Annotated in this window: 23 protein-coding genes; 11 read left to right on the top strand and 12 right to left on the bottom strand. The window is 71.7% G+C overall.

The genetic code is table 11. The features are described from left to right. Nucleotides 1–84 precede the first annotated feature (84 nt). Together ACFV9D_RS11570 and ACFV9D_RS11575 are read right to left on the bottom strand one after the other, a co-directional pair. Complete coding sequence (locus ACFV9D_RS11570; protein ID WP_385144191.1) at nt 85–768, bottom strand: DUF6766 family protein; 684 nt, start codon at nt 766–768, stop codon at nt 85–87. Between the two features lie 81 nt (nt 769–849). Then, nucleotides 850–1260, bottom strand: coding sequence for a hypothetical protein (locus ACFV9D_RS11575; RefSeq protein ID WP_385144193.1), 411 nt, complete (start codon nt 1258–1260; stop codon nt 850–852). 280 nt (nt 1261–1540) lie between these two features. On the opposite strand from ACFV9D_RS11575, the gene ACFV9D_RS11580 reads away from it, so the two are divergent. The 3 genes from ACFV9D_RS11580 to ACFV9D_RS11590 all read left to right on the top strand — a co-directional run bounded on the left by ACFV9D_RS11580 (nt 1541) and on the right by ACFV9D_RS11590 (nt 5877). Beyond that, complete coding sequence (locus tag ACFV9D_RS11580) at nt 1541–3364, top strand: glycoside hydrolase family 15 protein (RefSeq protein ID WP_385144347.1); 1824 nt, start codon at nt 1541–1543, stop codon at nt 3362–3364. A gap of 109 nt (nt 3365–3473) precedes the next feature. Next, nucleotides 3474–4052 carry a PadR family transcriptional regulator gene (locus tag ACFV9D_RS11585; protein WP_385144195.1) on the top strand — a complete coding sequence of 193 codons (579 nt, stop codon included), beginning with the start codon at nt 3474–3476 and terminating at the stop codon, nt 4050–4052. Between the two features lie 103 nt (nt 4053–4155). After that, nucleotides 4156–5877, top strand: a complete 1722-nt coding sequence (locus ACFV9D_RS11590) for an acyl-CoA dehydrogenase family protein (protein WP_385144197.1) — start codon at nt 4156–4158, stop codon at nt 5875–5877. Between the two features lie 65 nt (nt 5878–5942). Here ACFV9D_RS11590 and ACFV9D_RS11595 read toward each other — a convergent pair whose 3' ends face one another. The 5 genes from ACFV9D_RS11595 to ACFV9D_RS11615 form a co-directional block, all read right to left on the bottom strand. Then, a complete protein-coding gene (locus ACFV9D_RS11595; RefSeq protein ID WP_385144199.1) occupies nt 5943–7619 on the bottom strand; it encodes an alpha/beta hydrolase in 1677 nt (558 codons plus the stop codon). A 95-nt stretch (nt 7620–7714) separates the two neighbouring features. After that, on the bottom strand, nt 7715–8377 hold the full coding sequence (locus ACFV9D_RS11600; protein WP_385144349.1) for a response regulator transcription factor: 663 nt from the start codon (nt 8375–8377) through the stop codon (nt 7715–7717). A gap of 46 nt (nt 8378–8423) precedes the next feature. Continuing rightward, nucleotides 8424–8555 (bottom strand): hypothetical protein, encoded by a 132-nt coding sequence (locus tag ACFV9D_RS11605; RefSeq protein ID WP_385144201.1) that lies wholly within the window; start codon nt 8553–8555, stop codon nt 8424–8426. Then, entirely contained in the window at nt 8556–9455 is a 900-nt protein-coding gene (locus tag ACFV9D_RS11610) for an RNA polymerase sigma-70 factor (RefSeq protein WP_385144203.1), read from the bottom strand. A gap of 150 nt (nt 9456–9605) precedes the next feature. Further along, on the bottom strand, nt 9606–9761 hold the full coding sequence (locus tag ACFV9D_RS11615) for a hydrophobic protein (protein ID WP_385144205.1): 156 nt from the start codon (nt 9759–9761) through the stop codon (nt 9606–9608). Between the two features lie 230 nt (nt 9762–9991). Between ACFV9D_RS11615 and ACFV9D_RS11620 the strand changes: the two genes are divergently transcribed. After that, on the top strand, nt 9992–10885 hold the full coding sequence (locus ACFV9D_RS11620; RefSeq protein ID WP_385144207.1) for a hypothetical protein: 894 nt from the start codon (nt 9992–9994) through the stop codon (nt 10883–10885). A gap of 45 nt (nt 10886–10930) precedes the next feature. Here the strand turns inward: ACFV9D_RS11620 and ACFV9D_RS11625 are convergent, their stop codons facing one another. Then, nucleotides 10931–13207: an RICIN domain-containing protein gene (locus ACFV9D_RS11625; RefSeq protein ID WP_385144209.1), complete on the bottom strand. Its 2277-nt coding sequence runs from the start codon at nt 13205–13207 to the stop codon at nt 10931–10933. Between the two features lie 174 nt (nt 13208–13381). Between ACFV9D_RS11625 and ACFV9D_RS11630 the strand changes: the two genes are divergently transcribed. Then, entirely contained in the window at nt 13382–14695 is a 1314-nt protein-coding gene (locus tag ACFV9D_RS11630; RefSeq protein WP_385144211.1) for a diacylglycerol/lipid kinase family protein, read from the top strand. 38 nt (nt 14696–14733) lie between these two features. Then, a complete protein-coding gene (locus ACFV9D_RS11635) occupies nt 14734–15390 on the top strand; it encodes a phosphatase PAP2 family protein (RefSeq protein WP_385144351.1) in 657 nt (218 codons plus the stop codon). A gap of 12 nt (nt 15391–15402) precedes the next feature. On the opposite strand, the gene ACFV9D_RS11640 is transcribed toward ACFV9D_RS11635, so the two are convergent. The 3 genes from ACFV9D_RS11640 to ACFV9D_RS11650 all read right to left on the bottom strand — a co-directional run bounded on the left by ACFV9D_RS11640 (nt 15403) and on the right by ACFV9D_RS11650 (nt 19346). Continuing rightward, the gene (locus ACFV9D_RS11640) at nt 15403–17355 is read right to left on the bottom strand and encodes a protein kinase (protein WP_385144213.1); all 1953 of its coding nucleotides are present in this window, start codon (nt 17353–17355) and stop codon (nt 15403–15405) included. A gap of 150 nt (nt 17356–17505) precedes the next feature. Further along, nucleotides 17506–18312 (bottom strand): TIGR03943 family putative permease subunit, encoded by an 807-nt coding sequence (locus ACFV9D_RS11645; protein WP_385144215.1) that lies wholly within the window; start codon nt 18310–18312, stop codon nt 17506–17508. Continuing rightward, nucleotides 18309–19346, bottom strand: coding sequence for a permease (locus ACFV9D_RS11650; RefSeq protein WP_385144217.1), 1038 nt, complete (start codon nt 19344–19346; stop codon nt 18309–18311). The genes ACFV9D_RS11645 and ACFV9D_RS11650 overlap by 4 nt, the downstream gene beginning before the upstream one ends. 134 nt (nt 19347–19480) lie before the next feature. Here ACFV9D_RS11650 and ACFV9D_RS11655 point away from each other — a divergent pair, with 134 nt between their 5' ends. From ACFV9D_RS11655 to ACFV9D_RS11665, 3 genes are read left to right on the top strand one after another with little or no spacing between them, the layout of a single operon-like run. After that, on the top strand, nt 19481–19897 hold the full coding sequence (locus ACFV9D_RS11655) for a PadR family transcriptional regulator (protein ID WP_385144219.1): 417 nt from the start codon (nt 19481–19483) through the stop codon (nt 19895–19897). Beyond that, the gene (locus tag ACFV9D_RS11660) at nt 19894–20466 is read left to right on the top strand and encodes a hypothetical protein (RefSeq protein ID WP_385144220.1); all 573 of its coding nucleotides are present in this window, start codon (nt 19894–19896) and stop codon (nt 20464–20466) included. Before ACFV9D_RS11655 ends, ACFV9D_RS11660 begins: the two co-directional genes overlap by 4 nt. Nucleotides 20467–20484: 18 nt before the next feature. Beyond that, nucleotides 20485–21306: a maleylpyruvate isomerase family mycothiol-dependent enzyme gene (locus ACFV9D_RS11665; protein WP_385144222.1), complete on the top strand. Its 822-nt coding sequence runs from the start codon at nt 20485–20487 to the stop codon at nt 21304–21306. Nucleotides 21307–21359: 53 nt separating this feature from the next. Here ACFV9D_RS11665 and ACFV9D_RS11670 read toward each other — a convergent pair whose 3' ends face one another. After that, the gene (locus tag ACFV9D_RS11670) at nt 21360–23069 is read right to left on the bottom strand and encodes a hypothetical protein (protein ID WP_385144224.1); all 1710 of its coding nucleotides are present in this window, start codon (nt 23067–23069) and stop codon (nt 21360–21362) included. Between the two features lie 238 nt (nt 23070–23307). On the opposite strand from ACFV9D_RS11670, the gene ACFV9D_RS11675 reads away from it, so the two are divergent. Together ACFV9D_RS11675 and ACFV9D_RS11680 are read left to right on the top strand one after the other, a co-directional pair. Continuing rightward, the gene (locus ACFV9D_RS11675; protein ID WP_385144226.1) at nt 23308–24243 is read left to right on the top strand and encodes an ion transporter; all 936 of its coding nucleotides are present in this window, start codon (nt 23308–23310) and stop codon (nt 24241–24243) included. A gap of 128 nt (nt 24244–24371) precedes the next feature. Then, nucleotides 24372–26156 (top strand): bifunctional metallophosphatase/5'-nucleotidase, encoded by a 1785-nt coding sequence (locus tag ACFV9D_RS11680; RefSeq protein WP_385144228.1) that lies wholly within the window; start codon nt 24372–24374, stop codon nt 26154–26156. The last annotated feature ends 52 nt before the right edge of the window (nt 26157–26208 follow it).

Genomic DNA, 26208 nt, shown 5'->3' on the forward strand with positions numbered 1-26208 from the left:
TGCGGTCCCGGGCAACATACCGACTGGTCGGATGGCTGGGAAGGGAGTGCGCACGGGACGCGATGCCGACCCGGAGCGAGGCGGTCAGCCCTCCACACCCGTGGTCCCATGCGCGGAACCGACGGGCTTCGACTCCGGGGAGCCGCGCTGCCGCAGGTAGACCGACAGCATCACCATGGACGCGACGGCCAGCAGCTCGGACTGCCAGTTCTGGAGCGTACGGTTCCAGAACTCCGCGGACGAGACGTACGTCCCCCAGGAGACCGGCGCCTGCAGCTCGCTCAGCTGTTTCTCGTTGAACGCCACCCGTCCTGTGACGGACTGCGCGAGCCACGACAAGGTGAAGACCAGGAACATGACCAGGCCCAGCGATCGTGAGTACAGAGCCTGCCTCGCACCGCCCGCCGACGCGGAGCGCGGCGAGTCCGGGGTGGCGTACGCACCGACCTTCTGCTCCTCGTCCGACTCCACCCCGATCCTGTCGAGCGACTTCGACTCGGGCGAACCCCGCTGCACGAGCCAGACGGTCCCGAAGACGTAGAGGAAGAACTGCAGGAACTCCGACTGCCAGTTCTCGGTGACGTCCACCATGAAGTCGGACGTCAGGACGTAGTCGTGGACGGCGATCCGCGGCATGCCCTCCGCCTCGAGGAGCGTGTTGAGCTCCGCGCAGCCGGCGACCGCCTGACCGGCCAGCACGAGCAGGAAACCGGTACCGAAGGCCAGCGTCAGCCCGTTCTCGCGGAGGAAGCGGGTGCCCGTCCTCACCGCTGCATCAACCCCACGGTGAAGGCGTGGGCGAGGCCGCCGAAGAGCACCACGAGGCAGAGCACGAAGAGCACACGCATGTCAGCCGCCCTTCACCACGCACCGGTCCGGCCGCCCGGGCCGCGGTGTGCAGCCGGCCGCCGTGATCTTCCAGCCGTCCGGGAAGGAGGCCAGGTAGATGTTCTCGTCGCCGTGGACGACGCGGGCCTGGGAGCCGTAGACCTCGGTCCGTACCGCACCGGCGGCTGCGGGACCGAGCCGCAGCGCGGTCAGCGCCCGCACGCATCCTCCCTCCTCTTCCAGCTCCTCGCGCGTGCTCGGCGCCAGTGCTTCGCAGGCCCGGCCCAGGTCGGGGCCGCGCAGCTCCGCCACGAAGGCGAGAGCGGCCGCCTCGGCGGTCCTTGCCCGGCCTTCGGTACCCGTGCAGCCCGCGAGCCCCATGAGCCCCACGGACACTGCGGCCGAGGCCAGAACGGCGGCGATCACGCGCATGGGGCGAGCATGCCCGGACGGCGCGGGGACCCCGCACCTGCGCGGGCCGACACGCGACGGAATGGCCCGTAGAGCCCACTGGTTCGGGCGGCGACGGCCGAGCCTTCCGGTCCCGGCGGAGTCCGTTGCGGTCGCCCGTTGCATGAGCCCGCCGCGGCGACACGCCGAAGCAGTTCGCCCGGTCGGTCGCTCCCTGTTGCCGAAGCGGACGGTGGCGGGTTGCGTGGGAGGCGAAGAGCGGCAGCGGAACCCCCTGATCCGCGGCGGAAGCGAGGTCCCCGTGCCCGGCTACCCACCGATCGCCGACCACGGACTGATCGGCGACCTCCAGAGCGCCGCCCTGATCTCCGCCGGTGGCGCGGTCGACTGGTTCTGCGCACCCCGCTTCGACTCGCCGAGCATCTTCGCCTCCCTGCTCGACCAGGAGCGCGGCGGCCATTTCACCATCGCCCCCGCCCTGGACGACGTGACCGTCCGCCAGCTCTATCTGCCCGACACGGCGGTCCTGATCACCAGGTTCCTCACCCCGGACGGGGTGGGCGAAGTGGTCGACTTCATGACGGTGGACGAGCGGCCGGACGTGGCCACCGACCGGCACCGCCTGGTGCGGGTCCTGCGCGTGGTGCGCGGGACCCTCACCTTCGACGTGCAGTGCCGACCGCGCTTCGACTACGGACGCGCACCGCACACGCTCACCCTCGACGGCGGTTCCGCCACCTTCCACGGCCCCGACCTCGACGTGCATCTGCGGAGCAACGTCCCCCTGGACGCCGACGGCCAGGACATCCGTGCCACCGTCACCCTCCAGCAGGGGCAGGTCGCCGGAATCGTTCTGGAGACCTCTTCCCCCGGAGCCGTCCCCGCGCCGGTCACCGAGCGGATGGTGGAGGCGGAGTTGGGGGAGACCCAGGCCTTCTGGCACCGGTGGATCCGCCGCTGCCGTTACCGGGGCCGCTGGCAGCACATGGTCGTTCGCTCCGCCATCACCCTCAAGCTGCTCATCTACGCCCCGACGGGCGCGCCGATCGCGGCCGCCACCATGGGGCTCCCCGAGCAGATCGGCGGTGAGCGGAACTGGGACTACCGCTACACCTGGATCCGTGACGCGTCCCTCTCGATGCGCGTCCTCCTCGACCTCGGCTACCTCGAGGAGGTCGACGCCTTCCGTCGCTGGCTCGGCGACCGCTTCCGCGGGCCGCGCCCCGCCGGCAGCGAGCCCGCGCAGATCATGTACCGGATCGACGGTGATCCCCAGCTGGCCGAAGAGATCCTGGGGCACCTTTCCGGCTACCGCGACTCCGCTCCCGTACGGGCCGGAAACGGGGCGGCCGACCAGCTGCAGCTCGACATCTACGGCGAGTTCGCCTATGCGATGACCTACTCGCCGGATCTGGCCGAACTCGCCGGCTACGAGGGGTGGAAGGGCTTCGCCCTGCTCCTCGACTGGCTCGCCGACAGCTGGGACCGTCCTGACGAGGGCATCTGGGAGACCCGCGGCGGCCGCCAGGACTTCACATACAGCCGTGTGATGTGCTGGGTCGCCCTCGACCGCGGCATCCGTCTCGCCACCCGGTACGCCCGCCCCGCCGACCTGCCACGCTGGACCGCGGCGCGCGACGCGATCCTCATCCAGGTGATGGAGCGCGGTTGGAACCCCGAGCTCAAGGCGTTCGTCCAGCACTACGGCAGCGACGTGCTCGACGCCTCCCTGCTGCTGATGCCGCTGGTCGGCTTCATCTCCCCGAGGGCGCCCTCGTGGCTGTCCACCCTGGACGCCATGGACCGAGAGCTCGTCACGGACAGCCTCGTCTACCGCTACAACCCCGAGGCGTCCCCCGACGGACTGCGCGGCTCCGAAGGCACCTTCTCGCTCTGCAGCTTCCTCTACGTCGAAGCGCTCGCCCGGGCGGGCCGCCTCGACCAGGCCCGCTACGCGATGGACAAGATGCTCACCTACGCCAACCACGTCGGGCTCTTCGCCGAGGAGATCGGCCCGACCGGCGAACAACTCGGCAACTTTCCTCAGGCGTTCACCCACCTGGCCCTGATCACCGCGGCGATCGCGCTCGACGAGGAACTGGACAAGGCCGCCGCCCGCGACTGACCCGGACCGCCACCTCCTGAGCGTTTCGGTGGGGTCCCCTCGGGTGAGCCGCGTCTCACCCACGCGGTCACGCTTGCCTATGCAACGAGTTGCATAGAAGGATCCGGGTGTGGCGATCGAACACGCGATTCTTGTGTCCCTGCTGGAGAAGCCCGGTTCCGGCTACGAGCTGGCCCGGCGCTTCGAGCGGTCCATCGGGTACTTCTGGACCGCCAGCCATCAGCAGATCTACCGCGTGCTCAAGCGGATGGAGAGCGAAGGCTGGGTCGACGTCCGGGACGTGCCGCAACAGGGGCGTCCGGACAAGAAGGAGTACTCCGTCGCCGCCCTCGGACGAACCGCGCTGTCCACGTGGCTGCACGAGCCGATCGAACCCGAGAGCGTCCGGCACGACCTCGCCGTGAAGATCCGGGGCGCGGCCTTCGACGACCCCGCCGCGCTGATCAGCGAGGTGGAGCGGCACCATCGGGCCCACACCGAGCGCCTCGCCCACTACCTCGCGGGCGAGGAACGGGACTTCGGAGACTCCACGGGATCGGGGGAGCCCGGCCCGGCAGCCGGCCCGCCCGACGCCGGGAGGGAGCTCCAGCACGTGGTGCTGCGCGGCGGCATCGCCTACGAGCGGATGACCCTCGCCTGGCTCGACGACGTACTCGCCACCCTCCGCCGGCTCGGCGCCGAGCACTGAACCGCCCCCGAACCGAGCCCCCACCCCCAAGACCACCCGTCGGCAGGATCCACCCGGCCGGCGCCACCACCCCTCTCGTCCACCGGACCGAAAGACGGAGAACATGGCCGACTCGCTGCTGTTCAACCCGCACACCTACGACCCGGCACACTTCGACCCCGAGACCCGCCGGCTGCTGCGCGCCACGGTCGACTGGTTCGAGCAGCGCGGCAAGCGCCGGCTGATCGAGGACTACCGGTCCCGCGCCTGGCTGGCCGACTTCCTCGCCTTCTCCGCCAAGGAAGGGCTGTTCGCGACGTTCCTGACGCCGTCCTCCGCCGCCGACGGGGAGGGGGACAAGCGCTGGGACACCGCCCGCATCGCCGCCCTCAACGAGATCTTCGGCTTCTACGGCCTCGACTACTGGTACGCCTGGCAGGTCACCATCCTCGGCCTCGGCCCCGTCTGGCAGAGCGAGAACCCCGCCGCCCGCGCCCGCGCCGCGGAGCTCCTCTCCCAGGGAGAGGTGTTCGCCTTCGGCCTGTCCGAGAAGTCCCACGGCGCCGACATCTACTCCACCGACATGCTCCTGGAGCCCGACGGCTCGGGCGGTTTCCGGGCCACCGGCTCCAAGTACTACATCGGCAACGGCAACGCCGCCGGGCTCGTCTCCGTCTTCGGCCGCCGCACCGACGTCGAGGGCCCGGACGGCTACGTCTTCTTCGCCGCCGACAGCCGCCACCCGGCGTACCACCTCGTCAAGAACGTCGTCGACTCGTCGAAGTACGTCAGCGAGTTCCGCCTGGAGGACTACCCGGTAGCCCCGGAGGACGTCCTGCACACCGGCCGCGCCGCCTTCGACGCCGCCCTCAACACTGTCAACGTCGGCAAGTTCAACCTGTGCACCGCGTCGATCGGCATCTGCGAGCACGCGATGTACGAAGCCGTCACGCACGCCCACAACCGCATCCTCTACGGCCGCCCCGTCACCGCCTTCCCGCACGTGCGCCGTGAGCTGACCGACGCCTACGTCCGGCTCGTCGGGATGAAGCTGTTCAGCGACCGCGCCGTCGACTACTTCCGCACCGCCGGGCCCGACGACCGCCGCTACCTGCTCTTCAACCCGATGACGAAGATGAAGGTGACCACGGAGGGCGAGAAGGTCATCGACCTGATGTGGGACGTCATCGCCGCCAAGGGCTTCGAGAAGGACAACTACTTCGCCCAGGCGGCCGTCGAGATCCGGGGCCTGCCGAAGCTGGAGGGCACCGTCCACGTCAACCTGGCGCTCATCCTGAAGTTCATGCGGAACCACCTCCTCGACCCGGTCGCGTACGAGGCCGTCCCGACCCGCCTCGACGCGGCCGACGACGACTTCCTCTTCCGCCAGGGACCGGCCCGCGGCCTGGGATCCGTCCGCTTCCACGACTGGCGCACGGCGTACGACACGTACGCCCACCTGCCCAACGTGGGGCGCTTCCGCGAACAGGCCGACGCCCTGTGTGAGTTCGTCGCGACCGCCGCCCCCGACGAGGAGCAGAGCCGCGACCTCGACCTCCTCCTCGCCGTCGGCCAGCTGTTCGCGCTCGTCGTCCACGGCCAGCTGGTCCTGGAGCAGGCGGCGCTCACGGATCTGGACGAGGACGTTCTCGACGAGCTGTTCGCCGTGCTCGTACGGGACTTCTCCGCCCACGCCGTCGAACTGCACGGCAAGGACTCCGCCACCGAGCAGCAGCAGGCCTGGTCGCTGGGGGCCGTTCGGCGCCCGGTCGTCGACGAGGCCCGTTCGGGCCGGGTCTGGCAGCGCGTCGAGGCGCTGTCGGGCGCGTACGAGATGGCACCGTAAGGCCGACGCCCACCGCCTCCCTCGGCCCCGTGACGGCCGAGGGAGGCGGCTCGCCGCGCTCGGCTTCAGCAGCTGGTGCCCGAGGGGACCGGCTTCCGCTCGATCAGGTAGTCGTCGACGCGATCCGTGACGCACGTGTTGCTGCGGCCGTACGCGGTGTGGCCGAACCCTTCGTAGGTGAGCAGCATGCCGCCGGGGAACTGGGAGGCCAGACTCGCGGCCTCCTCATAGGGGGTCGCCGCGTCGCCGGTGGTGCCCACCACGAGGACGGGGACGACGCCCGCGGCGCTGACCCGATGCGGCTTCCGTGCGGTCGTGGGCCAGTCCTTGCAGGTGAGTGCCGTGGTCACGCTCGAGGTGCCGTAGCGGCCGGCGGCCTTCTCGGCAGGGGCGAGGGCATTCCAGTACGCATGCGGATCGCGGGGGTGCGGGACGTCGAAGCAGTTGACGGCCTGGAGAGCGGCGTCACTGTTGTCGGAGGGGGGCTCCGTGCCGGGCTCGCCGCCGTCGTCCGGTCCGTCCGAAGGGGCGGGGGTCTCGGTGGAGCCCTCGGAGTCGTCGGTCTCCGGCGCCGGTTCCTCGGGCGCCGCGAGCTTCGCCAGCTTCGTACCGTTGCCGCGGCCCGCGTCGGCCAGGGCCTCGGAGAGGTCCTTCCACTGCGTCTCGGGCGTGTACGTCGACATCACGAGCGCTTCGAGCAGCACGTTTGCGTCGGCGCCGTACTCTTCGCCGTCGATGGGCAGGGGATCGCGGGCGGTCTTCTCGAAGAGTCCGTCGATCAGCGTCCGTATCTCCTCGGGGGTGCTGCCGGGGCAGCTGTCCCCGGCCACGTCGGCGCACGAGGCGATGTAGTCCTCGACCGCCCGCTCGAAGCCGACGCCCTGGCTCACGGCTCGCTTCGACCAGTCGAGGGAGGGGTCGACGGCGCCGTCGAGGACCATCGCCCGGACCCGGCGGGGGAACTGCTCGGCGTACGAGGTGCCCAGACTCGTCCCGTACGACCAGCCGAGATACGTGACCTGGGACTCCCCGAGGGCGGCCCGCAGCACGTCCATGTCCCGGGCGACGTCCTCGGTGCCGACGTGTCGCAGGATGCCGCCGCTGTGCTTCGCACACGCGGCGGCCTGCTCCTTCGCGGCCGCGAGGAGTTCGGCGCGCTCGGCCACGGTCCTCGGGAAGAACGGATCGGCCGTGGCGGTATCCGTGACCGTCTCCGCCCCGTCCTGCTTACCCGCCTCCTCCTCGCTTCCTCCGCAGGTCAGCGCCGGCGAGCTGCCACCCACGCCACGCGGGTCGAAGGAGACGACGTCGAAGCGGGCGCGCGCCTTGGCGGTGAAGGAATCGGCCATGCCCTCCTCCAGGAGGGACGTCACCCCGGAAGCCCCCGGTCCGCCGGGGTTGGCGATGATCGAGCCGATCCGCTCGGCGGGCTTCGCCGTGACCGCTCGGGCCACCGGAAGGACGAAGGTCTTCCCGTTCGTCGGGTGGGCGTAGTCCATGGGGACGGTCAGTTCGGCGCACTGGTGGTCACCGCACGCCCTCCACCGCAGCTTCTGCTGGTAGAAGGACCTCAGCTCGGGCCGGGTGGCGGGGTCGATGCGGCCGGCCTCCGCCTTCGGCCGGTCGGATGCCCGCGGCCGATCCGATCCGGATGTCGCAGACGTGGTGCAGGCGGCGAGCGTGGTGGCGCCGACGACGGCGAGGGTGAGGGCCAGGGCATGGTGACGGACAGCGCGGTTCAACGAGGTGCTCCCATGTTCGGTTCGCTGGGGAGCATGACGGGCCGATGCTGAGGATTTGATGAGGACGGCGGGGGCGGGTCAGCCGGCCGGTCTCGTCACGGGTGGTCCGACGCGAGGCGGTACCCGACGCCCCGGACGGTGTGGATCAGCGGCGGGTCGCCCAGCTTGCGGCGGAGCTGGGAGACGAGGACCTCCAGGACGTTGGACTGCGGCTCGGCCATCTCGTCCCAGCAGCCCTCCAGCAACTCCGCCCGGGACACCGCCTGATCGGAGCGCGCGGCCAGCATCTCCAGGACCGCGAACTCCCGGCTCGTCAGTGTGAGCAGCACACCGGCGCGGTGCACACGTCGACGGGCGGTGTCGATCTCCAGATCGCCGACCTTGTGCACGGGCGGGCGGACGATCGCGGAGCGCCGGCAGAGACTGCGTACCCGGGCGACCAGCTCCGGCACGGCGAACGGCTTGATCAGGTAGTCGTCACCACCGCTCGCGAAGCCCTCGACACGGTCGGCGACCGAGTCGCGGGCGGTGAGGAAGAGCACCGGTACCGCCCGGCCGCCGCGGCGCATCTCCTCCACGTACGCGGCGGCGTCCCCGGACGGAAGCATCCGGTCGAAGACGGCGCAGTCGTACGCGGTGACGAACAGCGCCTCGTCGGCCTGGGGCAGATCGGCCGCTTCGTCGACGGCGAGTCCTGCGGCACGCAACGCGGCGGCGACCCCGAAACGCAGATTGTCGTCGTCCTCGACCAGTAGCACTCGCACGCCGCACACCCTAGCCCGGCGGCGTGACCCACCCGGGGCGTCACCGGTGCGCCGTACAGCGCTCCCCCAGGAAGTGGTCGAACGTGACCGTGCCCACGGCTCGCTCCGGCGCCAGGCGCCCGCCGGCGCGGAACCCGCGGTACGCCTTGCCGGCCGGTGTGACCGCGCTCACTCACACCACAGGGGGTGAGGCGGTGAACTGTCGTTCGGCGAAGGCGAGTTTGTCCGGGTTCACCACCACCTGCACCTGGACGACGACGGCGTCCCGCAGCTCGAACGAGGCGATGGCGACCAGCCGGCCCCCGGCGTGCGCCACGAGCGCCGGCGCCCCGTTGACCTCGGCGGCCGCGAGGACCGCGCCGCCCGGGAGTCGTCCCATGGCGCCCGACAGGAAGCGCAGGACGGTGTCCCTGCCGACGAGGGGCCGCCGGGCGGCGGTGACCTTGCCGCCGCCGTCGCTCCACCAGGTGACGTCCTCGGCGAGCAGCCTCTCCAGGCCCGCCAGATCGCCCTCGCGCGCCGCCCTGACGAAGGACTCGACGAGCTCGTGCTGCCGCTCGGCCGCCGGTACGAAGCGGGCCTCGGCCCGCGTCACCCGCTGGACGGCCCGGCGGTACGACTGGCGGCAGTTGGCCTCGCTCAGATCGAGCACGCCGGCGATGTCCCGATGGCTGTAGCCGAACGCCTCGCGCAGCACGTAGACCGCGCGCTCCGTCGGTGTGAGCCGCTCCAGCAGCACCAGCAGCGCCGTCGACACGGCGTCGCGCCGCTCGGCGGACTCCATGGGGCCGAGCGAACCGTCCTGCGTGAACACCGGCTCCGGCAGCCACGGCCCCACGTACCGCTCACGCCGCGCACGGGCGGAGGTGAGCCGGTTGACGCAGAGGTTGGTGACGACCTTGGCGAGCCAGGCCCCGGGGTGCTCGATCGACGCCCGGTCGGCGCCGCTCCACCGGAGATACGCGTCGTGCACGGCGTCCTCCGCCTCCTCGGCGGACCCGAGCATCCGGTAGGCCAGGCCGAACATCCTGGGGCGAAGGGAAGTGAACTCCTCGGCGGTTCCTGACGTCATCCGCCCAGCCTCCCAGAGGCCACAGGGCGGCCGAGGCACCGGGGCGCTGTGGCGTCAGGGCCCTGAGGCGTGCCCTCCGCCTCCGCCCTCGCACCTGGCTGCGCACGCCGCGCACCCGCAGGGGCGGTCTCCGGTCACCTCGGTCCACGTTCACCAGCGGTACCAGCGTCCGCTCCCGCCGCGCATGAAGAAGCCCAGGATCCAGAGGACCAGGACGGCGATGGCGATGTACCAGAGCACCTCGAGGGCGAATCCGGCGCCGAAGAGAACGAGGATCAGCAGCAGTACGAGAAGAAGCGGGACCATGACGACACCTCCGCCGACTCGGGGCGCGGCCCCTGTCGGGGCAGGCCCTTGGCATTCCGGCGATTGCCCAGGACGTCGCGACTCATGCATGCGTCTGAAGTACCCGGTGGAGGGAGGGCGTTGTCAGCGCCCCACGCGGACAGCCGCGGCGACCGCCACCGGGCGCCCGACGGGACCGGGCGGGCACGTCCTACGCCGTTATCGGCACCGACCGGCGGATAGTGGGAGGCGTGGACGTCGAGCAGGTCATCGAGGAGTTGTACGGGCTGCGGCCCGAAGAGTTCACCGCCGCCCGTGACGCGTACGTCGCCGAAGCGCGCAGGGCACGGGACGCCGATGCGGTGAAGGCGATCTCGGGCCTCCGGCGCCCGACGACGGCGGCGTGGGTGTCGAACCTCTTCGTCCGGGAGCGGCAGGCGGACGTCGATCGCCTGCTCGCGCTCGGCGAGACCCTTCGGGAGGCCCATCGCACGCTCGACCCGGTGAAGCTGCGGGAAGCGAGCGGGCAGCGGCACAAGGTGATCGCCGCGCTCGCCCGGGAGGCGGCGGGGTCGGCGCGGGAGGCGGGACAGCCGGTGAGCGACGCCGTCCTCCACGATGTCGAGCAGATCTTCCACGCCGCCCTGGCGAGCTCCGATGTCGCCGCGCAGTGGGCGGCGGGCACGCTCGTCAAGGCACCTGAGGCCACGGTCGGCTTCGGCGCGGTCACCCCGGAGGCGACACTCCAGCGCCCGAAGCCCGCGAAGCCACCGAAGCCCGCGGAGCCCGCGACGTCCGCGGAGCCCGCGGAGAAGCGGCCGAGCAAGGCGGAGGAGCAACGCCGAAAGCGGCGGGAGCAGCGCCGTACCGCCGCCGAGGAGGCCACCGCGGAGGCCCGCCGTCGCGACGAGGTGCTCGGCGAGGCCGAGGAAGCGCGACGTAAGGAGCAGGCCCAGGTCGCCGCCGCGGACGACCGCGTCGACGAGCTCGAGCGGCAGCTGCGGGACGCGAGACAGGAGAAGCGCGCCGCTCACGCCGCGGCGGCTGAGGCCGAGACGGCGGTGAAGGAAGCCGGCCGCGCGGCGCGCGATGCGCACCGCGCCGCCGACCGGGCCAGGAGCACGTGGGAACAGTCAGCCGATTGACGATCCGTACGCTCCGTCAGGGGCGACGCCAGGCCACGCACCGTGTCAGGTGATCGTCCACTGCTGCAGGGCGGAGCCCGTGTCGGGTTGCTGGGTGACCAAGGCGCCGTTCGAGGACGAGGCCGTGGCGAGCAGCAGGCCGCTCTTCACCGAAGCGACCGTGTACGCGTCACCCGCGCCACCCGGCAGGCGGGTGACCCTCCACCGCTGGTTGGCGCCGCCCGTGCAGGTCCACTGGATGACACGGGCACCGGTGGCGGTGGAGCCGCCGTCGACATCGGCGCACAGCCCCGACTCGGCGTTCACGAGCTCGTACGAGCCGTCCGGCTGCTGGGTGAACCTCCAGTTCTGGTTCGCGCCGCCATGGGCGGTCCAGGTGATCAGCTGGGTGCCCGGTGTGGTGCTGTGGTCGGGATTGTCGAGGGCCTTGCCCCCGGTGACGAGGGTGCGGACGCCGTTGAGGGTGTCGGGCGCCGTGCCCACCGCGGTGAGGGTCAGGGTCTGCTCCGCCGCGGTACGGGATCCGCCCACACCGCCGCCCGTGGTGTCGCTCCAGAAGCGGGCGGGCGTGGTCTCGGCCGGCCGGCCGGAGTCGGCGGACATGCCGATCACCAGGCCGCTGTAGCGGTTGACCAGCCGGTAGGCCCCGGTGGCCGTGCCGGTGGCGGTGGCGCCGGGGACGACGAACCACTGCTGTCCGACGGTCGGACCGCTCGGTCCGGCCGCCGTGACGGTGGGCCTGGCGCCCCAGGCACGGCTGCCCGTGACGGCGGAGTCCACTCCCAGGAGCCCGCCGGTGGCGGAGTTCGCGACGCGGTAGGAGCCGTCGCCGTTGGCGGTGAAGACCCATGCCTCGCGGGCGGATCCGGTGGCGGCGGGCAGCGAGGTGGTGGCGGTGCCGCTCGCGGCCTGGGCGAGGACGCGCCCCGCCCCGGACGCGATGCGGTACGTCCTGCTCGGGTCGACGGGAGCGGCCGGTGCGGACGTACCGATGGTGATGTTCACGTACTCGCCGGAGGAACCGCCCGGGCACCCGAAGGAGCAGTAGGAGCGGAAGGACTTGCCCACGATCGCGGAGCTCGTCCTGTTCACCCCGTCGAGGAACCAGCGGTACCAGGAGGCGTTGGTGTGGCCGCCGGTGTCGCCGATCAGCCGCCATTTCTGCTTCGAGAGGTCGTCGGTGGCGTAGAACTGCTGCGGTGCGTTCCCGCTCTGGTCGACGGCCTGCGGCTCGCCGATGTACAGGCCCAGATAGGCGTTGTACGTGATGTCCATGACGAACAGCGGCGAGGTCGGCGGCATCGTGCCGGCCGCGACCTGCTCGCTCACCGTGCCGGCGTTCGCCGGGTCGTACTCACCCGTGACGGGTGTGTAGCCGGTCGTGCTGGAGGCGCCGACCGGCACCATGTTGCTCTCGCGGCCGCCCACGCCGGGCTCGCTCCAGGCGCCGTCGTACCACTTCCGCCAGGAACCGGGCGCCATCTTGCCGGAGATGGGGGCACGGGCCACGTGCCCGTGGAAGGCCTTCCAGCCGCCGCCCTTCTCCACGATCCGCGAGCCGTAGTAGACGTAGAAGTACCCGGACGCGGTGTCCACGAACAGGCGGGGGTCGCCGTCGCCGTAGTGGTACGTCTGCCGCGGGAAGGCGGCGGTGTCACCCCTCTTGGTGCTGTACGGAGAGGTGAGGGCGTGGCCCTTGATGGTCCATGTGCGGCCCTGGTCCTTGGAGACCGCGTAGTCGATGCCGTCGTAGTGGACGCCGTCGCCGAAGGGCTGCGGGGTGAACTCGTTGTGCACCAGGCCGTACCAGTCGCCGGTGTCCGGGTCGACCCACACGCCCGCCAGATCGCAGAAGTTCTTCTGGGAGTAGCCCGATCCGGCGGGCGGATCGGTGGACTCGAGGCCCGTAGGGCTGTTGTTGCACCGCCAGGTGGTGTCGTTGTTCCTGTCGTTGCCGTAGGCGGGGTTCACGGCATCGCTGATCGCGGCGGACCGGGTGGCGGTGTCGAAGTTCGTACCGGTGTAGAACGTCCACTTGCGCGGCTGCGTCGCGCCGTACAGCGCATGGGCCTGCTGGAAGTAGAAGGTGCCGTCCTTGTCGATGTAGGAGGCGGCGGGTGTGTCGTCCGGATGCGTCCACGAACCCTTGGCACCGACGGTCACGGTGTGGTCGGCGGCGGGCGTCACAGCCGCCGATTCCGCCGGCGTCGCAGCAGCCGCCGATGCCGCCGGAGCCCCGGACGCCGTCGGCGTGCCGACGCCGGTCACGGTGAGAGCCGCGGCGGCAACCACCGCGAGCAGACCTGCTCTTCGACCTGACACGAGTCCTCCTTCTCCTGCACGTGGGGTACCGCAGCCTGCACCGCCCGCCCGGTCGTGCCCATGGACGCAACCGCGGTGGGTCTTGGACTTTGGCGCGCGAAACGTCTCCGAACGGCGCCGTCCGGGGCGCCGGAGAGGGCCGAGTGGGGGAGGCTGGGACCGGAGGTGGTACCGGTGGGTGGTTCCGGACGTACGAGGGGGACGGCCCGGCTCCTGGCCCGCTGCGCGCTGCTGGCGCTCGTGGCCGCGATCGTCGTGCTGTTCCTGGCCCTGGGCGAGTCAGGGGTCCTGGTCCTGCTGACCGGGCTCGGCGGCGTCGTCGTCTCCGCCGCGGGACTGTGGTGGCTGCTCGCCCGCCGCGGACCGATCCGGCTGCTCGGCGCGCTGCTCGCCGTCGGCGCGCCCGTGGGTGTGCTGATCCACTACATCCTGGAAGGCGTGTGGGTCAACGCGCTCGTGGCCCTCGCACTGTGGGGTGCGGCCGTGATCTGCGCCCGGGCCGCCCTGCGCGCCACCGGGAAGTCGTACGTGATGCGCGGCAAGACCCGGCCGCGTCCCCGGCGGCCCGTCCTGATCATGAACCCGAAGTCGGGCGGCGGGAAGGTCGGCCGCTTCGGGCTCGTGGAGCGCGCCGAGCAGCTGGGCGCCCAGGTGCACCTGCTCGACACACAGGGCGGTACCGACGTGGAGGCGCTGGCGCGCGAGGCCGTCGCCGGCGGCGCCGACCTGCTCGGGGTGGCGGGCGGTGACGGCACCCAGGCACTGGTCGCGGGGGTGGCCGCCGAGCACGACCTGCCCTTCCTGGTGATCTCCGCCGGCACGCGCAACCACTTCGCCATGGACCTCGGCCTCGACCGGACCGACCCGGCGCGATGTCTCGACGCCCTGACCGACGGCGAGGAACTCCGGATCGACCTGGGCACGGTCAGCGGCCGCTCCTTCGTCAACACCGTGTCGTTCGGGGTGTACGCGGACATCGTGCAGCGTCCCGAGTACCGCGACGCCAAGGCGGGAACCGCCCTCACCCACCTGCCCGACCTGCTCGGGGGGAAGGGCCGGCGCCTGGACGTGACCGCCGGCGAGAAACGTCTCACCGGACAGCAGGCCGTCCTGGTCAGCAACAACCCCTATGCCGCACCCGATCCGATGGCCGTGGGCCTCCGCGCCCGGCTCGACCGCGGGAAGCTCGGAGTGATCGCCCTTCGGGTGGAGGGCGCCGCCCAGGCGGCCGACCTCGCCGTACGGGGAGGTCGCTCGCAGGGGCTCAACGTCCTGTCGGCCCGCAGGGTGGAGATCGCGGCCGACAGCGACACCATCCCCGTCGCGGTGGACGGCGAGGCACTGACCCTGCCCACGCCCGTCGTCTGCACCGTCCGTCCGCGCGCCCTGCGCGTCCTCGTCCCCCGCCACCGGCCCGGGACCGTGGCACCGAGCTCGCCCCTGAACTGGCAGTGGATCACCGCACTCGCCCTGGGACGTGCCCGGTGAGGCCCCCGCAGGAGAGCGACAGCGCCGACGCCGCCACAGTGCCCGGTACGAACGGGCGGCGCGGGCCCCGGGCCCTGCGACGGACTCTCGCCGCCGCGCTCCACGACCTGCGCGTCGTCGACGGCGCCGTGTACGCGGCGGTGGCCGCCACCCCCACGCCCACGCTCGACACGGGGCTCCGGCGACTGTCCACCGCGGCCGACCACTCCAAGATCTCGCTCACCGTCGCCGCCGCGCTCGCCCTCTTCCCCGGCCGGCCACGGCGGGCGGCGCTCGCGGGCGTCGGGGCCGTCGCCGTGGCCTCCGCCTCGGCCAATCTGGTCGGCAAGCGCGTGGTCCGCCGGCGGCGCCCCGACCGGGAGGCGGCCCGGGTGGCCGTGGCCCGGCACGTTCCGATGCCCGCCTCGGCCTCGTTCCCCTCCGGACACACCGCCTCGGCCGTCGCGTTCGCCACCGCCGTCGGAGTCGTCCTGCCCGTGGTCGCGGTGCCGCTCGGCGTCCTGGCGAGCGCCGTCGGCTACTCCCGCGTCCACACCGGCGTGCACTACCCGGGAGACGTGGCCGCGGGCGCGGTCCTCGGCGTCGCGAGCGCCGCCACGGTGCTGGCCGCCGGGGCCTCCTGGACCGCGGTCCGACCCGCCGACGGCACGGCACTCGTCCGCGGCGGGCTGGTGGCCCGGCTCGGCATCGCGTGAGGGACCGTGCCGTCAGCCACCCACCGGGCTCACCGCGTTGCGCCAGACCTTGACGTCCACGGTGATGTAGTCCGTCGTGTCCGGCGAGGGCGCCGTGCCACGGAAGCTGATGAGGCCGACGTGGCCGGTGCCGCTGATGAGGCACAGCCGGTCGCCGACGGCGAGGTCCTTGACCCACACGTACTTCTCGCTGCCGGTCTGCGCGAGGCACGAGTCCAGCGTCCCCGCGGCGCGGGGCGCCAGGCGGGTCAGCTGGCTCCGGCTGGTGGAGCCGGGGGCCACGACGGCGCCGGAGGAGTACACGGCGTACGTGAGGTCCTCGTCGTAGCTCCCCGAGTCGGCCCTGGACCGGACGGGGCGGTCGGCCAGGAACAGGTCGTGCTTGGCCGTCATACGAATGCCGCCGTACGTGGTGGAGGGCGGCTGGGGGGCCGTCGAGGCCGAGGGCTTGGCGGAGGCGGAGGGTGTCCGCGAGGCCGTCGGTCCGCCGGACGCGGGAGGGGCGGTGCGGGTGGGCGTGGCGGACGAGGAAGGGGACGCCGACGCGCTCGCCCCCGGCTTCTTCGACGGCGTCGCGGAAGGCCGGGCGGTACCGGTCGGGTTCTGCACGGTCGTCGGGCTCGACGCCTGCCCCGCCCGTCCGTTCGCCTCGTCGGCGCGCTCGCCGGGGCGCAGGACGCCGGACAGGAACAGCGCTCCGGTGACCGTGGCCGCGGTCAGGACGACCGCCCCGGCCGTGACGAGCCCCCGCTTCCTCGTACGGCGCGGTCCGGGGCCCAGGTGGCCGGGGCCGGTCGGCGCGGTGTACGGCGAGGGCGGGACGCCGGGGGAGGAGGGTCCGCCGGGGATCGCCGGTCCGCCGAACGCGCCGGCGCGGATGTCGCCGGTCGGGCCCGGCGTCGGAACGCCGACGGCGGGCGGACCGAACACGCCGGCGGTTACGCCACCGGGAACCGGGGCCGCGCCGGACGGCGCGCCCGCGCGGGGCGCCGGGCCCTGCCCGGGGAGACGCAGGGCCATCGTGTCGTCCGCTGCCGGCCGCGGCTGGGGCTCGCGGACGGCGTGCCGGGCGAGCTGCCCGGCCACCGACGGCGGGAGCCAACTCTCGGAGCGACGCAGGCCACGGTCCGGGTCGGCGGCGGCGCACAGGCGGATGACATCGGCAGGGCTGAGCCGCTCTGCGGCGACCTTGCGCAGGCACCCCTGCACCAACTCGGTTATCTCGTCCGGCAGTTCACCGAGCCGGGGCTCCTCGTGCACGATCCGGTACAGCACCCCGTGCGACGGCCCGTCGCCGAAGGCGCCCACGCCGGTCGCGGCAAAGGCCGCGATCTGGCCCAGCGCGAACACGTCGGCCGCCCCGGTGATCTCCCCGCCGAGGGCCTGCTCGGGCGCCATGAAGGCGGGCGTGCCGATGGCGGACCCGCTGTGGGTGAGGGCGGTGGCGTCCGCGGCACGCGCCACGCCGAAGTCGATGACACGGGGCCCGTCGAGGGCGAGCAGCACGTTCGAGGGCTTGAGGTCGCGGTGCACGATCCCGGCACGGTGGATGTCCTGGAGCGCCTCGGCCACGCCCGCGGTCAGCAGGAGCACCGTCGACATGGGCAGCGGCCCGTGCCTCTTGACGGCCTCGGCGAGGGAGGGCCCGGGAACGTAGGCGGTGGCGAGCCAGGGCGTGGAGCTTTCGGTGTCGCTGTCGAGAACCGGCGCGGTGTACACGCCCTGCACGCGACGCGCGTTGGTGACCTCCTGCCGGAACCGCTCGCGGAAGTCGGGGTCGTCGGCCAGCTCCGGGCGGATGACCTTGACGGCGACGGGCCGCCCGCCGGGCGTGTACGAGAGGTAGACGCGGCCCATCCCGCCGGCTCCGAGCCGCGCCACCAGACGGTACTCCCCGACGGTGCCCGGATCGTCGTCCCCGAGTGGCTGGAACGTCTCCGAACTCGTCCCCGTACCGGTCTGCACGTTCCCGACTCCCGTGGTGCTCAGCTGTCTGCCGTAGTGACTGGCGGAAACCCTAGCGGTGTTCGAACAGACGTGGAGACCGAGGGCAGCCGTACGGACGGACGCGGTGCCGGGCCGAGCCGAGCACAGCCGGGCCGGGCCGGTGGAGGGTCAGGCGCCGCCGGGGGCATCGTCGGCGTACGGATTCCGGGGCGGCGGGACGGGCTTGACCTCGCCCGCGTCGAGTTGCGGCAGAGGGTCGTCCGGATCGACGTCGGAGGGGCGCCAGAGGCCGGTGACCTCCACCCAGGAGTCCGTGGGCGGGGCGGACGCGCCATGCACCTCGATGCGCATCGGACGGGCGTCGGCGGCACAGCAGTTGACGGTGAGCCTGCTGAGGTACCACGTTCCCGGCTCGGTCCCGGGCGCGACGAAGCCCATGACCTTCACCTTGCGGCCCCGGACGCTCCAGTTGTCGTGGACGGTGCGGCCGATGAACTCGGCCATCCGCAGGGAGACGGTCGGCTGCTCCTTCAGCTCGTCGTAGGTCGTCACCTCGGCGGCGGCGGACGCGCCGTCGCGCGCCGCGGTGTACGAGCCGAGCGCCGGGGGAGCGAAGAACAGCAGGCTGAGGGCGGGCACCGCGAGCAACCAGGCGACACGCGGCGCGCCGTGCCCGTGCCCGTGCTCGTGACCGTGTGACGAGCTGTCCTCGTCGTGAGGATCGCGCCGCGGATCGTGCCAGTAAGGCTTGCCGTTCGCGTCGTGGCGCAGTTGCATCACGGGCTGGCGCAACCGGTCGGCCACGGCCGAGACGAGGCCGGCGATGCCGAGGACGACCAGCAGCACGCCGGACAGCACCAGCAGCGACCAGAGGCCCTCCTTCACGTACCGCAGATAGACGTCGCTGCCGAGGGTGATCCGCAGCAGCGCCGCGCCGGTCACGAGCAGCAGCAGAGGCTGGACGGGCTTGCTCACAGCAGCACTCCTCCGATGAGTACGCAGCACAGGACGGCGACGACGAACGTGGCGCTGGAGAAGCGGATCGCGAACGCCCGGCCGAACGCGCCCGACTGAAGCGCGATGAGCTTCATGTCGACCATCGGGCCGACGACGATGAAGGCGAGCTGGGCGGTGCGCGAGAAGCCGGTGAAGGAGGCGGCGACGAACGCGTCGGCCTCGGAGCAGATCGACAGCACGACGGCGAGCAGGGCCAGCAGCAGGATCGACAGCCAGGGCGAGTCCGTGAACAGGTCGAGCACCGACGGCGGTACGAGCACGTTGAAGGTCGCCGCGGCCATGCCACCGACCACCAGGAACCCTCCGGCGTGCAGGAAGTCGTGCTGCAGTCCGCGCCGGAATTCGGTCAGCCGGTTCGCCCCGGGGGCGTGGCCCGTGGGTCCCTTGGGCAGTCGCAGCCACTCCTCGCGCCCTGCCCTGATCCACAGCCAGCCCATGGCGACGGAGGTGAGCAGCGACGCGGCGAGCCGGGCGAAGACCATCTCCGGGCTGCCCGGGAACGCGATGGCCGTGGAGACGAGGACGACCGGATTGACGGCGGGCGCGGACAGCAGGAAGGCGAGCGCTGCCGCCGGGGCGACCCCGCGCCGCATCAGACTGCCGGCGACGGGCACGGACGCGCACTCGCACCCGGGCAGGACGACTCCGGCCGCGCTCGCCACCGGTACGGCGAGCACCGGATTCCTGGGCAGGGCCCGGGCGAAGACACGTGCCGGGACGAACGCGCCGATCGCCGCCGAGACGACCGTACCGAGGAGCAGGAACGGGATGCCCTGCACCACGATGGCGACGAGGAGCGTGCGCCAGGACCCGAGGGCGGCCGGGTCGGCCCACGGCAGCGTCACCGGGAGGAAGAGGAGCAGCGCGACGGCCGCCGCCACGAACAGTGGTGTGGTGGACGCCGCTTGCTTGCGCTGCCGTTCCCCCGAGGACGCGCCGATGTCCGTACCGACGTCCAGGGGTCTGGCGGCGATGGGTGGCCCCTCGGCCATCGTGGTCTCCCGTCCTCGTGTCCTCTGGACCCTGTGTCCCGTTGTTCGCGGCACACAATAGCGTTTGATAATCATCTTCATCTAGCTGTGGAGTGCCTTGTGATGCAAGACAGTTCGCGACTACCATGCACCGCATGACAAAGGAGCTGTCGACGGGCGTCGACCAACGGCGCAGTCAGCTCCTGCGCGGTGTGCTCGACCTGTGTCTGCTCTCGCTGATCGCCGAACGGCCCCGGTACGGCTACGAGTTCGTGGAGGCGCTCACCGAGAGCGGCCTCGAGCTGGTGAGCGAGGGGAGCATCTATCCGCTCCTGGCCCGAATGGAGCGCGCGGGGCTCGTCGAGTCGTTCCGTGCCCCGTCGTCCAGCGGCGGGGCGCCGCGCAAGTACTACCGGCTGTCCGGGGCCGGCCGGGCGGAACTGGATCACGGCAGGGCGGTGTGGCAGGAGTTCGCCACGCAGGCCGGCGGGATTCTGGCCGAGACGACCGAGACGAACGGAACGGCCGGAACGGCCGAGACCGCACCACCCACGGGGGAAACGACACGATGACGAGCGACACCATGACGAACGAGCGCGTACTCGCGGTCTGCCGCAGCAATTGGGAGTACCGGGGCATCGACGACGCATCCGTCCGCGAGATGCTCGCCGAACTCACCGCCCACCTGGACGACGCCGCGGCGGCCGGCCGTACTCCGCAGGACGTCGTCGGCCGGGACGTCAAGGCCTTCGCCGCCTCCTGGGCCAGGGCGCGGATGCCGCTCCACCGGCGCGCGCTGCGGATGGCGGCATTGATCCCCTTCGTCGCGGGCATGCTGCTGCTGTTCTCGCACCTGCTCCACCGGACGGCGACCGTGGACGTCACCGCGGGTCGGCTCGCCTTCTGGCTCAGCATCGGCGTCGTCACCGTGCTTCTCGAACTGCGCCGCGGTTCCCTCGGCTTCGGCAAGGGCTGGATCGTGGCGCTCGTCGTCGGACTGCCGGTCCTGGCCCTCACCGAGAAGCTGGCCGGTGACGAGCCGCTCTTCGCCCTCCCCTGGTGGGGCACCGCCCTGCTGATGCTGCCGGGGATCGCGTACCTTGTCGCCGAACGGCGCGCCACGCGGCCGCGGGAGTCCTGAGCCGAGGGGGAGACGAGCATGGTGACGGTGCCGGACGGGCGGTCGCGGGGCGTGCTGCCCGAGGGGCTCGGCGAGGCGATACGCGCGACCGCCGCGGACATCGCCGGGGTGCTGCGCGACGCCCCCGACACGGGGCTGCCCGTGCCCCGGTCGACCTGGACCGTCGGGGAGGCCGCCGCCCACCTGGCGCAGGCCAACGAGCTGATGGCCGACATCGCCGCGGGCCGCACGCGCACCTATGGCGACGGGACCACGCAGAGCCTGGCCGCGGCCAACGAACAGGCCCTCGCCGCCTTCGGCGAGCGGGCGGCCGCGCCCCTCGCCGGGATGATCTGCGACCAGGCGGACGCCTTTCTCGCGACGATCGAGGAACGTGCCCCCGAGGACGTCCTCCTCACGCCCCTGGGCCCGATGGGGCCCGCCGTCCTGGGCTCGTACCTGCTCACCCACATGCTGGGGCACGGTTACGACCTCGCCCTCGCTCTGGGCAGGCCCCACATGATCGACCGGGCCCGGGTCGAGCTGACCCTGCCGTTCATGATCACGGCCATGCCCCGGGTCGTCGATCCCGCGGCCGTCGCAGGTCTCACCGCCCGCTTCACGGTGCGCCTGTGGGGCGGCGCCCGCTTCGGCGTGAGCGTCAAGGGGGACGAGGTGCGGGTCACGGCCGAGCCCTCGGAACGGCCGGACTGCACCGTCCTCACCGAGCCGGTCGCCTTCCTGCTGCTCGGCCTCGGCCGGATCGACCCGTGGGGCGTCATCGCCCGCGGCCGGGCGCTCAGCTGGGGACGCAAGCCCTGGCTCGGACCCCGCTTTCCCCGCCTCTTCACCGCCCCCTGACAGCGAGGCACCCCAGGGCGCAGCCCTGGGGTGCCGTTCGCCGCGCGCGTGCTCTACGAGCCGAACCCGCTGATCACCGCGCTCATGTTGTAGCTGTACATCTCGCGCTTGCACGCCGAGCACTTGCTCGGGGCGTGCTCGCTCAGCGACCACAGCTGCGGGGCGAAGCCGTCACCGCGCCCGTGCGCCAGGTACAGGTCCTCCGGCCCGAACGAGGACTGCAGCACCTTCGGGTTGCCGACGAGCTGGCTCGTACCGTCGACGGTTCCCTCCGTGGCCTGGAGCAGACGCCCGTTGTCGTAGCCGTTGCTGCGGTGGAAGTACCACTTGCCCTCGTACCGGGTGACGCCCTGGATCTTGTGCCACAGGGCCTCGCTGCCGAGGGTCGGGCCGGTCGGCAGACCGTACGCGAGATCCGCGTTCGCGACCGTACCGGCAGCCCCCTCGACCGCGGCCGTCAGCGCCGTCATCGGGTACGTACCGACCCGGCCCGGGCTGCTGCCGCCGTTGTTGGTGTTGCAGTACTCACCGAGGATCAGATGGTCCGTGTCGGTCCGGTCCAGGGAGATGTACGAGGCCTTCGGCCGCGCCGTCGCGTAGCACTGGTTGCCGCTGGTGTCCCCGGTGGTCTTCGCCGCCGTGAAGTTCAGCGTGGCGACCTGGGGCATGACGTACCGGTAGCCGTAGCTGTACCAGACGTTGCTCTGACGGCCGATCCGCTTCTTGTCCACGACGTCGCTGACCAGACCGTCGGGGGTGGGGTCGTTGACGTCGGCGTTGTTGTCCGGGTTGAGGTCCATGATCTTGCGGAGATCGAAGACCCGCATGCCGTTGGCGGTGTCGGCGACGTACAGGTAGTTGCCGTACCAGACCATGCCGCCGGCGTGGATGCCGTTCTGCGCCTTGCAGGCACTGGTCACCGTCGTGGTGCAGGTGCCCTCGCGCGCGTGCAGCGCGTCGAAGGAGATGTGGTTCTTGGAGTTCATGTACGGCCAGACCAGCAGCACATGGCGGTACTTCTGGGTCGCCTGGTTGAAGAAGCTGACCCGGATGCCCTTCTCGTTGCAGGCGTCCGATGCGGAGTCCTGGACGCAGTTGTCGCGCTGCGCCGCGTAATTGCTCCGGCCCGGGTTCTCGCCGTCGTACGAACCGACGACGATCGGCTCGGCGTTGGACGTGCCCCAGTCCTCGTCCTCCTGCGCGTCCGATATGCCCGTGATGGCCTGCGGGATCCACTCCGAGGACGTGGCGTCGTCGTTCTGCCAGCAGATGCGGTGGTTGGCCGGCAGATCGGGGCCGTAGATGCCGGTGGCGCCACAGGCGCCCTCCCAGCCGGCGTCCCGGTTCGCCTGCTCCATCAGCTCGGTGAGGCCCTGCTTCGGCAGCGACGCGTCGAGCTGGTTCACCAGACCCGTGAGGGAGGAGCCGGCCTTCAGCTGGAAGTCGCCCGCGCGGCCCGGTATCGGGGCCGCGGCAGCCTCGGCGGCCGCGGAAAGGCCCTGCGTCCGGAGCCCTTCCGTTCCGGCTCCGAGCGTCTGCGCTCCCGCCGGAGCGGCCGTCCCGGCGAAGTCGTCCTGCTCGCCGTCGGACTCGTCGACGAAGCCGTCGTCCGGCATTCCCTCCACGGGGTCGCCGGCCGTCACCGCGGCCGGCGCCGCCTCGGGAGCGGCGGACGCGCCCGCCGCCGGGAGGAATCCGGACAGCATCGCCGCGGCCAGTACGGCTCCGGCGGCCAGGCGCGCGGGGCGGGACCGTAGTCTCATATGAGGGCCTTTCATGGGAAACATGCAGATCACAGCGCCACTGACGACACATCAGTCGCACCGGCCCTCACGCTAACAAGTCGGGACGGGGCCGTCACCAAACGTTTGAACGAAGGTCACCGGACCTCCACGTACGGTCGGATCGGGCCCTCCGCCGGTCATGAGCGCACCCAGAACCCTTGAGCGTCCCCGCCGTTGGAACACATGACCAGGGTTCAACGAATCGAGGAGCGCCGACATGCCCGATCAGTCCGCCGTGGCGGGCCGCAGCCACCGCGTCCGGGTGGCGGAACGGTGTCGTGAGATCACCGAGGCCCGCTGGTTCGCCACCGCGGTCTTCCTTCTCATCCTCGGCAACGCCGCGGTGCTCGGGGTGGAGACGTACGCGGGCGTCACCGCCCGGTTCCACGCCGAACTGCAGGTGGTCGAGCACCTCTTCCTGGCGGCCTTCGCGACCGAGATGGTCCTGCGCGCCGGCGTCCACGCCGTCCGGCCCGGGGACTTCCTCCGCGACCCGTGGAACGTCTTCGACCTCGTCGTGGTTCTGGCCGCGTTCGTCCCCGCGGCGCGCGAGAACTCCACGATCCTGCGCCTGCTGAGGCTCGCCCGCGTGCTGCGCGCGGCCCGGTTCCTGCCCCAGCTGTGGATCGTCCTCGTCGCCGTCGGCCGCAGCCTGCCCGGCACCGTCAGCTTCCTGTTGGTCGGCGCGCTGCTGCTGTACGTGTACGCGATGGTCGGCTGGGTCTTCTTCGCCGCGCACGACCCCCAGCACTTCGGATCCATCGGCCGGGCCGTCCTCACCCTCTTCCTCCTGATGACGCTCGACGGGCTCGGTGACGCGGTCCACGCGGGGCTGGAGATCTCCCGGTGGAGCTTTCTCTACTACGTCTCCTATGTCCTCATCGCCTCCTTCGTCCTCGTCAACGTGCTGATCGGCGTCGTCATCAACTCACTGGAGGAGGCCCGCGAGATCGAGAAGGCGGAGGCGGAAGGGACGGCCACCGGCGCCTTCGTCGGCAAGGACGTGTCCGACGAGGCGCGGCTGCGCGAGCGGATCGAGGCGGCCCGGCGCGCCCTGGACGACGTCGAGTCGGCGCTACCGCCCGTGCCGTCGCCGCGCGTTCACGCGCGCGTGGACGGACCCCCTGTCGACGAGGCCAGATTGCGGACGTGACGTGCCTGGCCGGGCTGCGATGGAGCCCGTCATTCACCATGCCTTGGAGCGCTGTACGACGTTCATGGCCATGACACCAGCAGGAGTTGAGATGGGTTTGCTCGTCCCACTCCGAAGGAGTCATCGCCTTGAGAAACGTCCTTCGCCGGATCGGCGTCATCGCCGCGAGCGCCACCCTCGTCGGCGGCGCGCTCTCCGTCACACCGGCCGCCGCAGACGACCCCATCGATGTCCAACTCCTCAGCATCACCGACTTCCACGGCTACCTGCAGCCGCCCACCCCCGGGCAGGGCGGACGCATACCCGCGGGCGGCGGTACCTCGGTCACCGTCGGTGGCGCCGCCTATCTCGCCACCCACCTCACCCGGTTGCGGTCCGGGCACCCCAACTCCGTCTTCTTCTCCACCGGTGACAACTTCTCCGGCTGGCCCTTCGAAGTCGATGCACACCAGGACGAGCCGACCATCGAGGTTCTCAACAAGCTGGGCCTGCGCTTCTCGGCCGTGGGCAACCACGAGCTGGACGTGTCCCCGGAATTCCTCGTGAATCACATGGAGGACGGCCGCTGCTTCGGCACGGTCGGGGTGGACAGCTGCTTCACCGACTCCACGGGACGCCGGTTCCACGGCGCGGACTTCGACTTCCTGTCCGGCAACATCGTCTCCAAGCGGACCGGTCGCACGGTCGTGGACCCGTACCGCATCGAGTGGTTCCGCGGCGCCGACGGCAAGCGCGTCCCGGTCGGCTTCATCTCCACCACGGTGGAAGCCACCGTCACCGGCTCGACGTCCTACCAGCCGGGACTGCGGGCACTCGACCAGGCGCAGACGATCGACCGGTACGCCAAGGAGCTCCGGCGTCGTGGCGTCGAGGCCATCGTCCTCAACGTGCACGAGGGCGGTTCGCCGAAGTCCGCGGCGACCTCCGGCTACGACGTGTGCGACTCCGCCTACGGGCCGGTGATCGAGCTCGCGAAGAAGGTCACGCCCGAGATCGACGCGGTCGTCACGGGAGACTGGCACTCGCGCTTCAACTGCATGGTGCCCGACCCGGCCGGCAAGCCGCGCCCGGTCGTCGAAGCCGGCAACCACGGCGCGCTGATCAGCGAGATCAACCTGTCCCTCGACCCGAAGACCGGTGAGGTCCTCAGGGACCGCACCCGGTCGGTCAACCACGCGGTGACCCGCGACGTGGCGCCGGACCGAGAGGTCCAGAAGATCGTCGACCACTGGGCCGCGCGCGGCGCCGAGCGCTTCGCCCAGCCGCTCGCGACCCAGACCGGCTCCTTCACCCGTACGCCGAACGCCGCGGGGGAGAGCACCGCCGCCGACCTGTACGCCGACGTCCAGTACTGGAACGCCAACCGTACGCCCGACGGGCGGGCCGACCTGGCACTGATCGCCGCGCAGCCCGCACAGGGCAGCACCGCCGTCCGCGGCGACCTGCCGTACGCGAAGGGCAGCCACCCCGCCGACGCCGACGGCCGCATCCTGTACGGCGAGTCCTGGAACGTCTACGGCTACGGGAACCCGGTCCTCACCGTGAGCGTGAAGGGGCGTCAGCTGGACGCGATCCTCGAGCAGCAGTGGCAGAAGCAGCCCAACGGCACGGTGAAGTCCGCCCCGCTCGCGGTCTCACGCAATGTCTCGTACCGCTACGACCCGGCGCGTCCGGTCGGCGACCGCGTCTCGCCCCGCGACGTACTGATCAACGGCCGACCGCTGGACCCCGAGCGGACCTACCGGGTCGCCGCGCTCGCGTACACGGTCATCGGCGCCGACGGCTACAGCGCCTTCGCCGGCTACACCGCCCCCGTCCGCGACGGAGCCGACCACGAGAGCTTCGTGGACTACCTCAGGGCCCACAAGAAGATCTCCCCGGCGCCCCTGAACCGCGTCCGCGTCAAGGGCTGACGCACGGACGACGCGCGTACGACGGGTGCGACGCGCGTACGACGCCTACGAA

Origin of the sequence: Streptomyces sp. NPDC059875, from assembly GCF_042731085.1 — a bacterium.
In the GTDB taxonomy this organism is placed as follows: Bacteria; Actinomycetota; Actinomycetes; order Streptomycetales; family Streptomycetaceae; genus Streptomyces.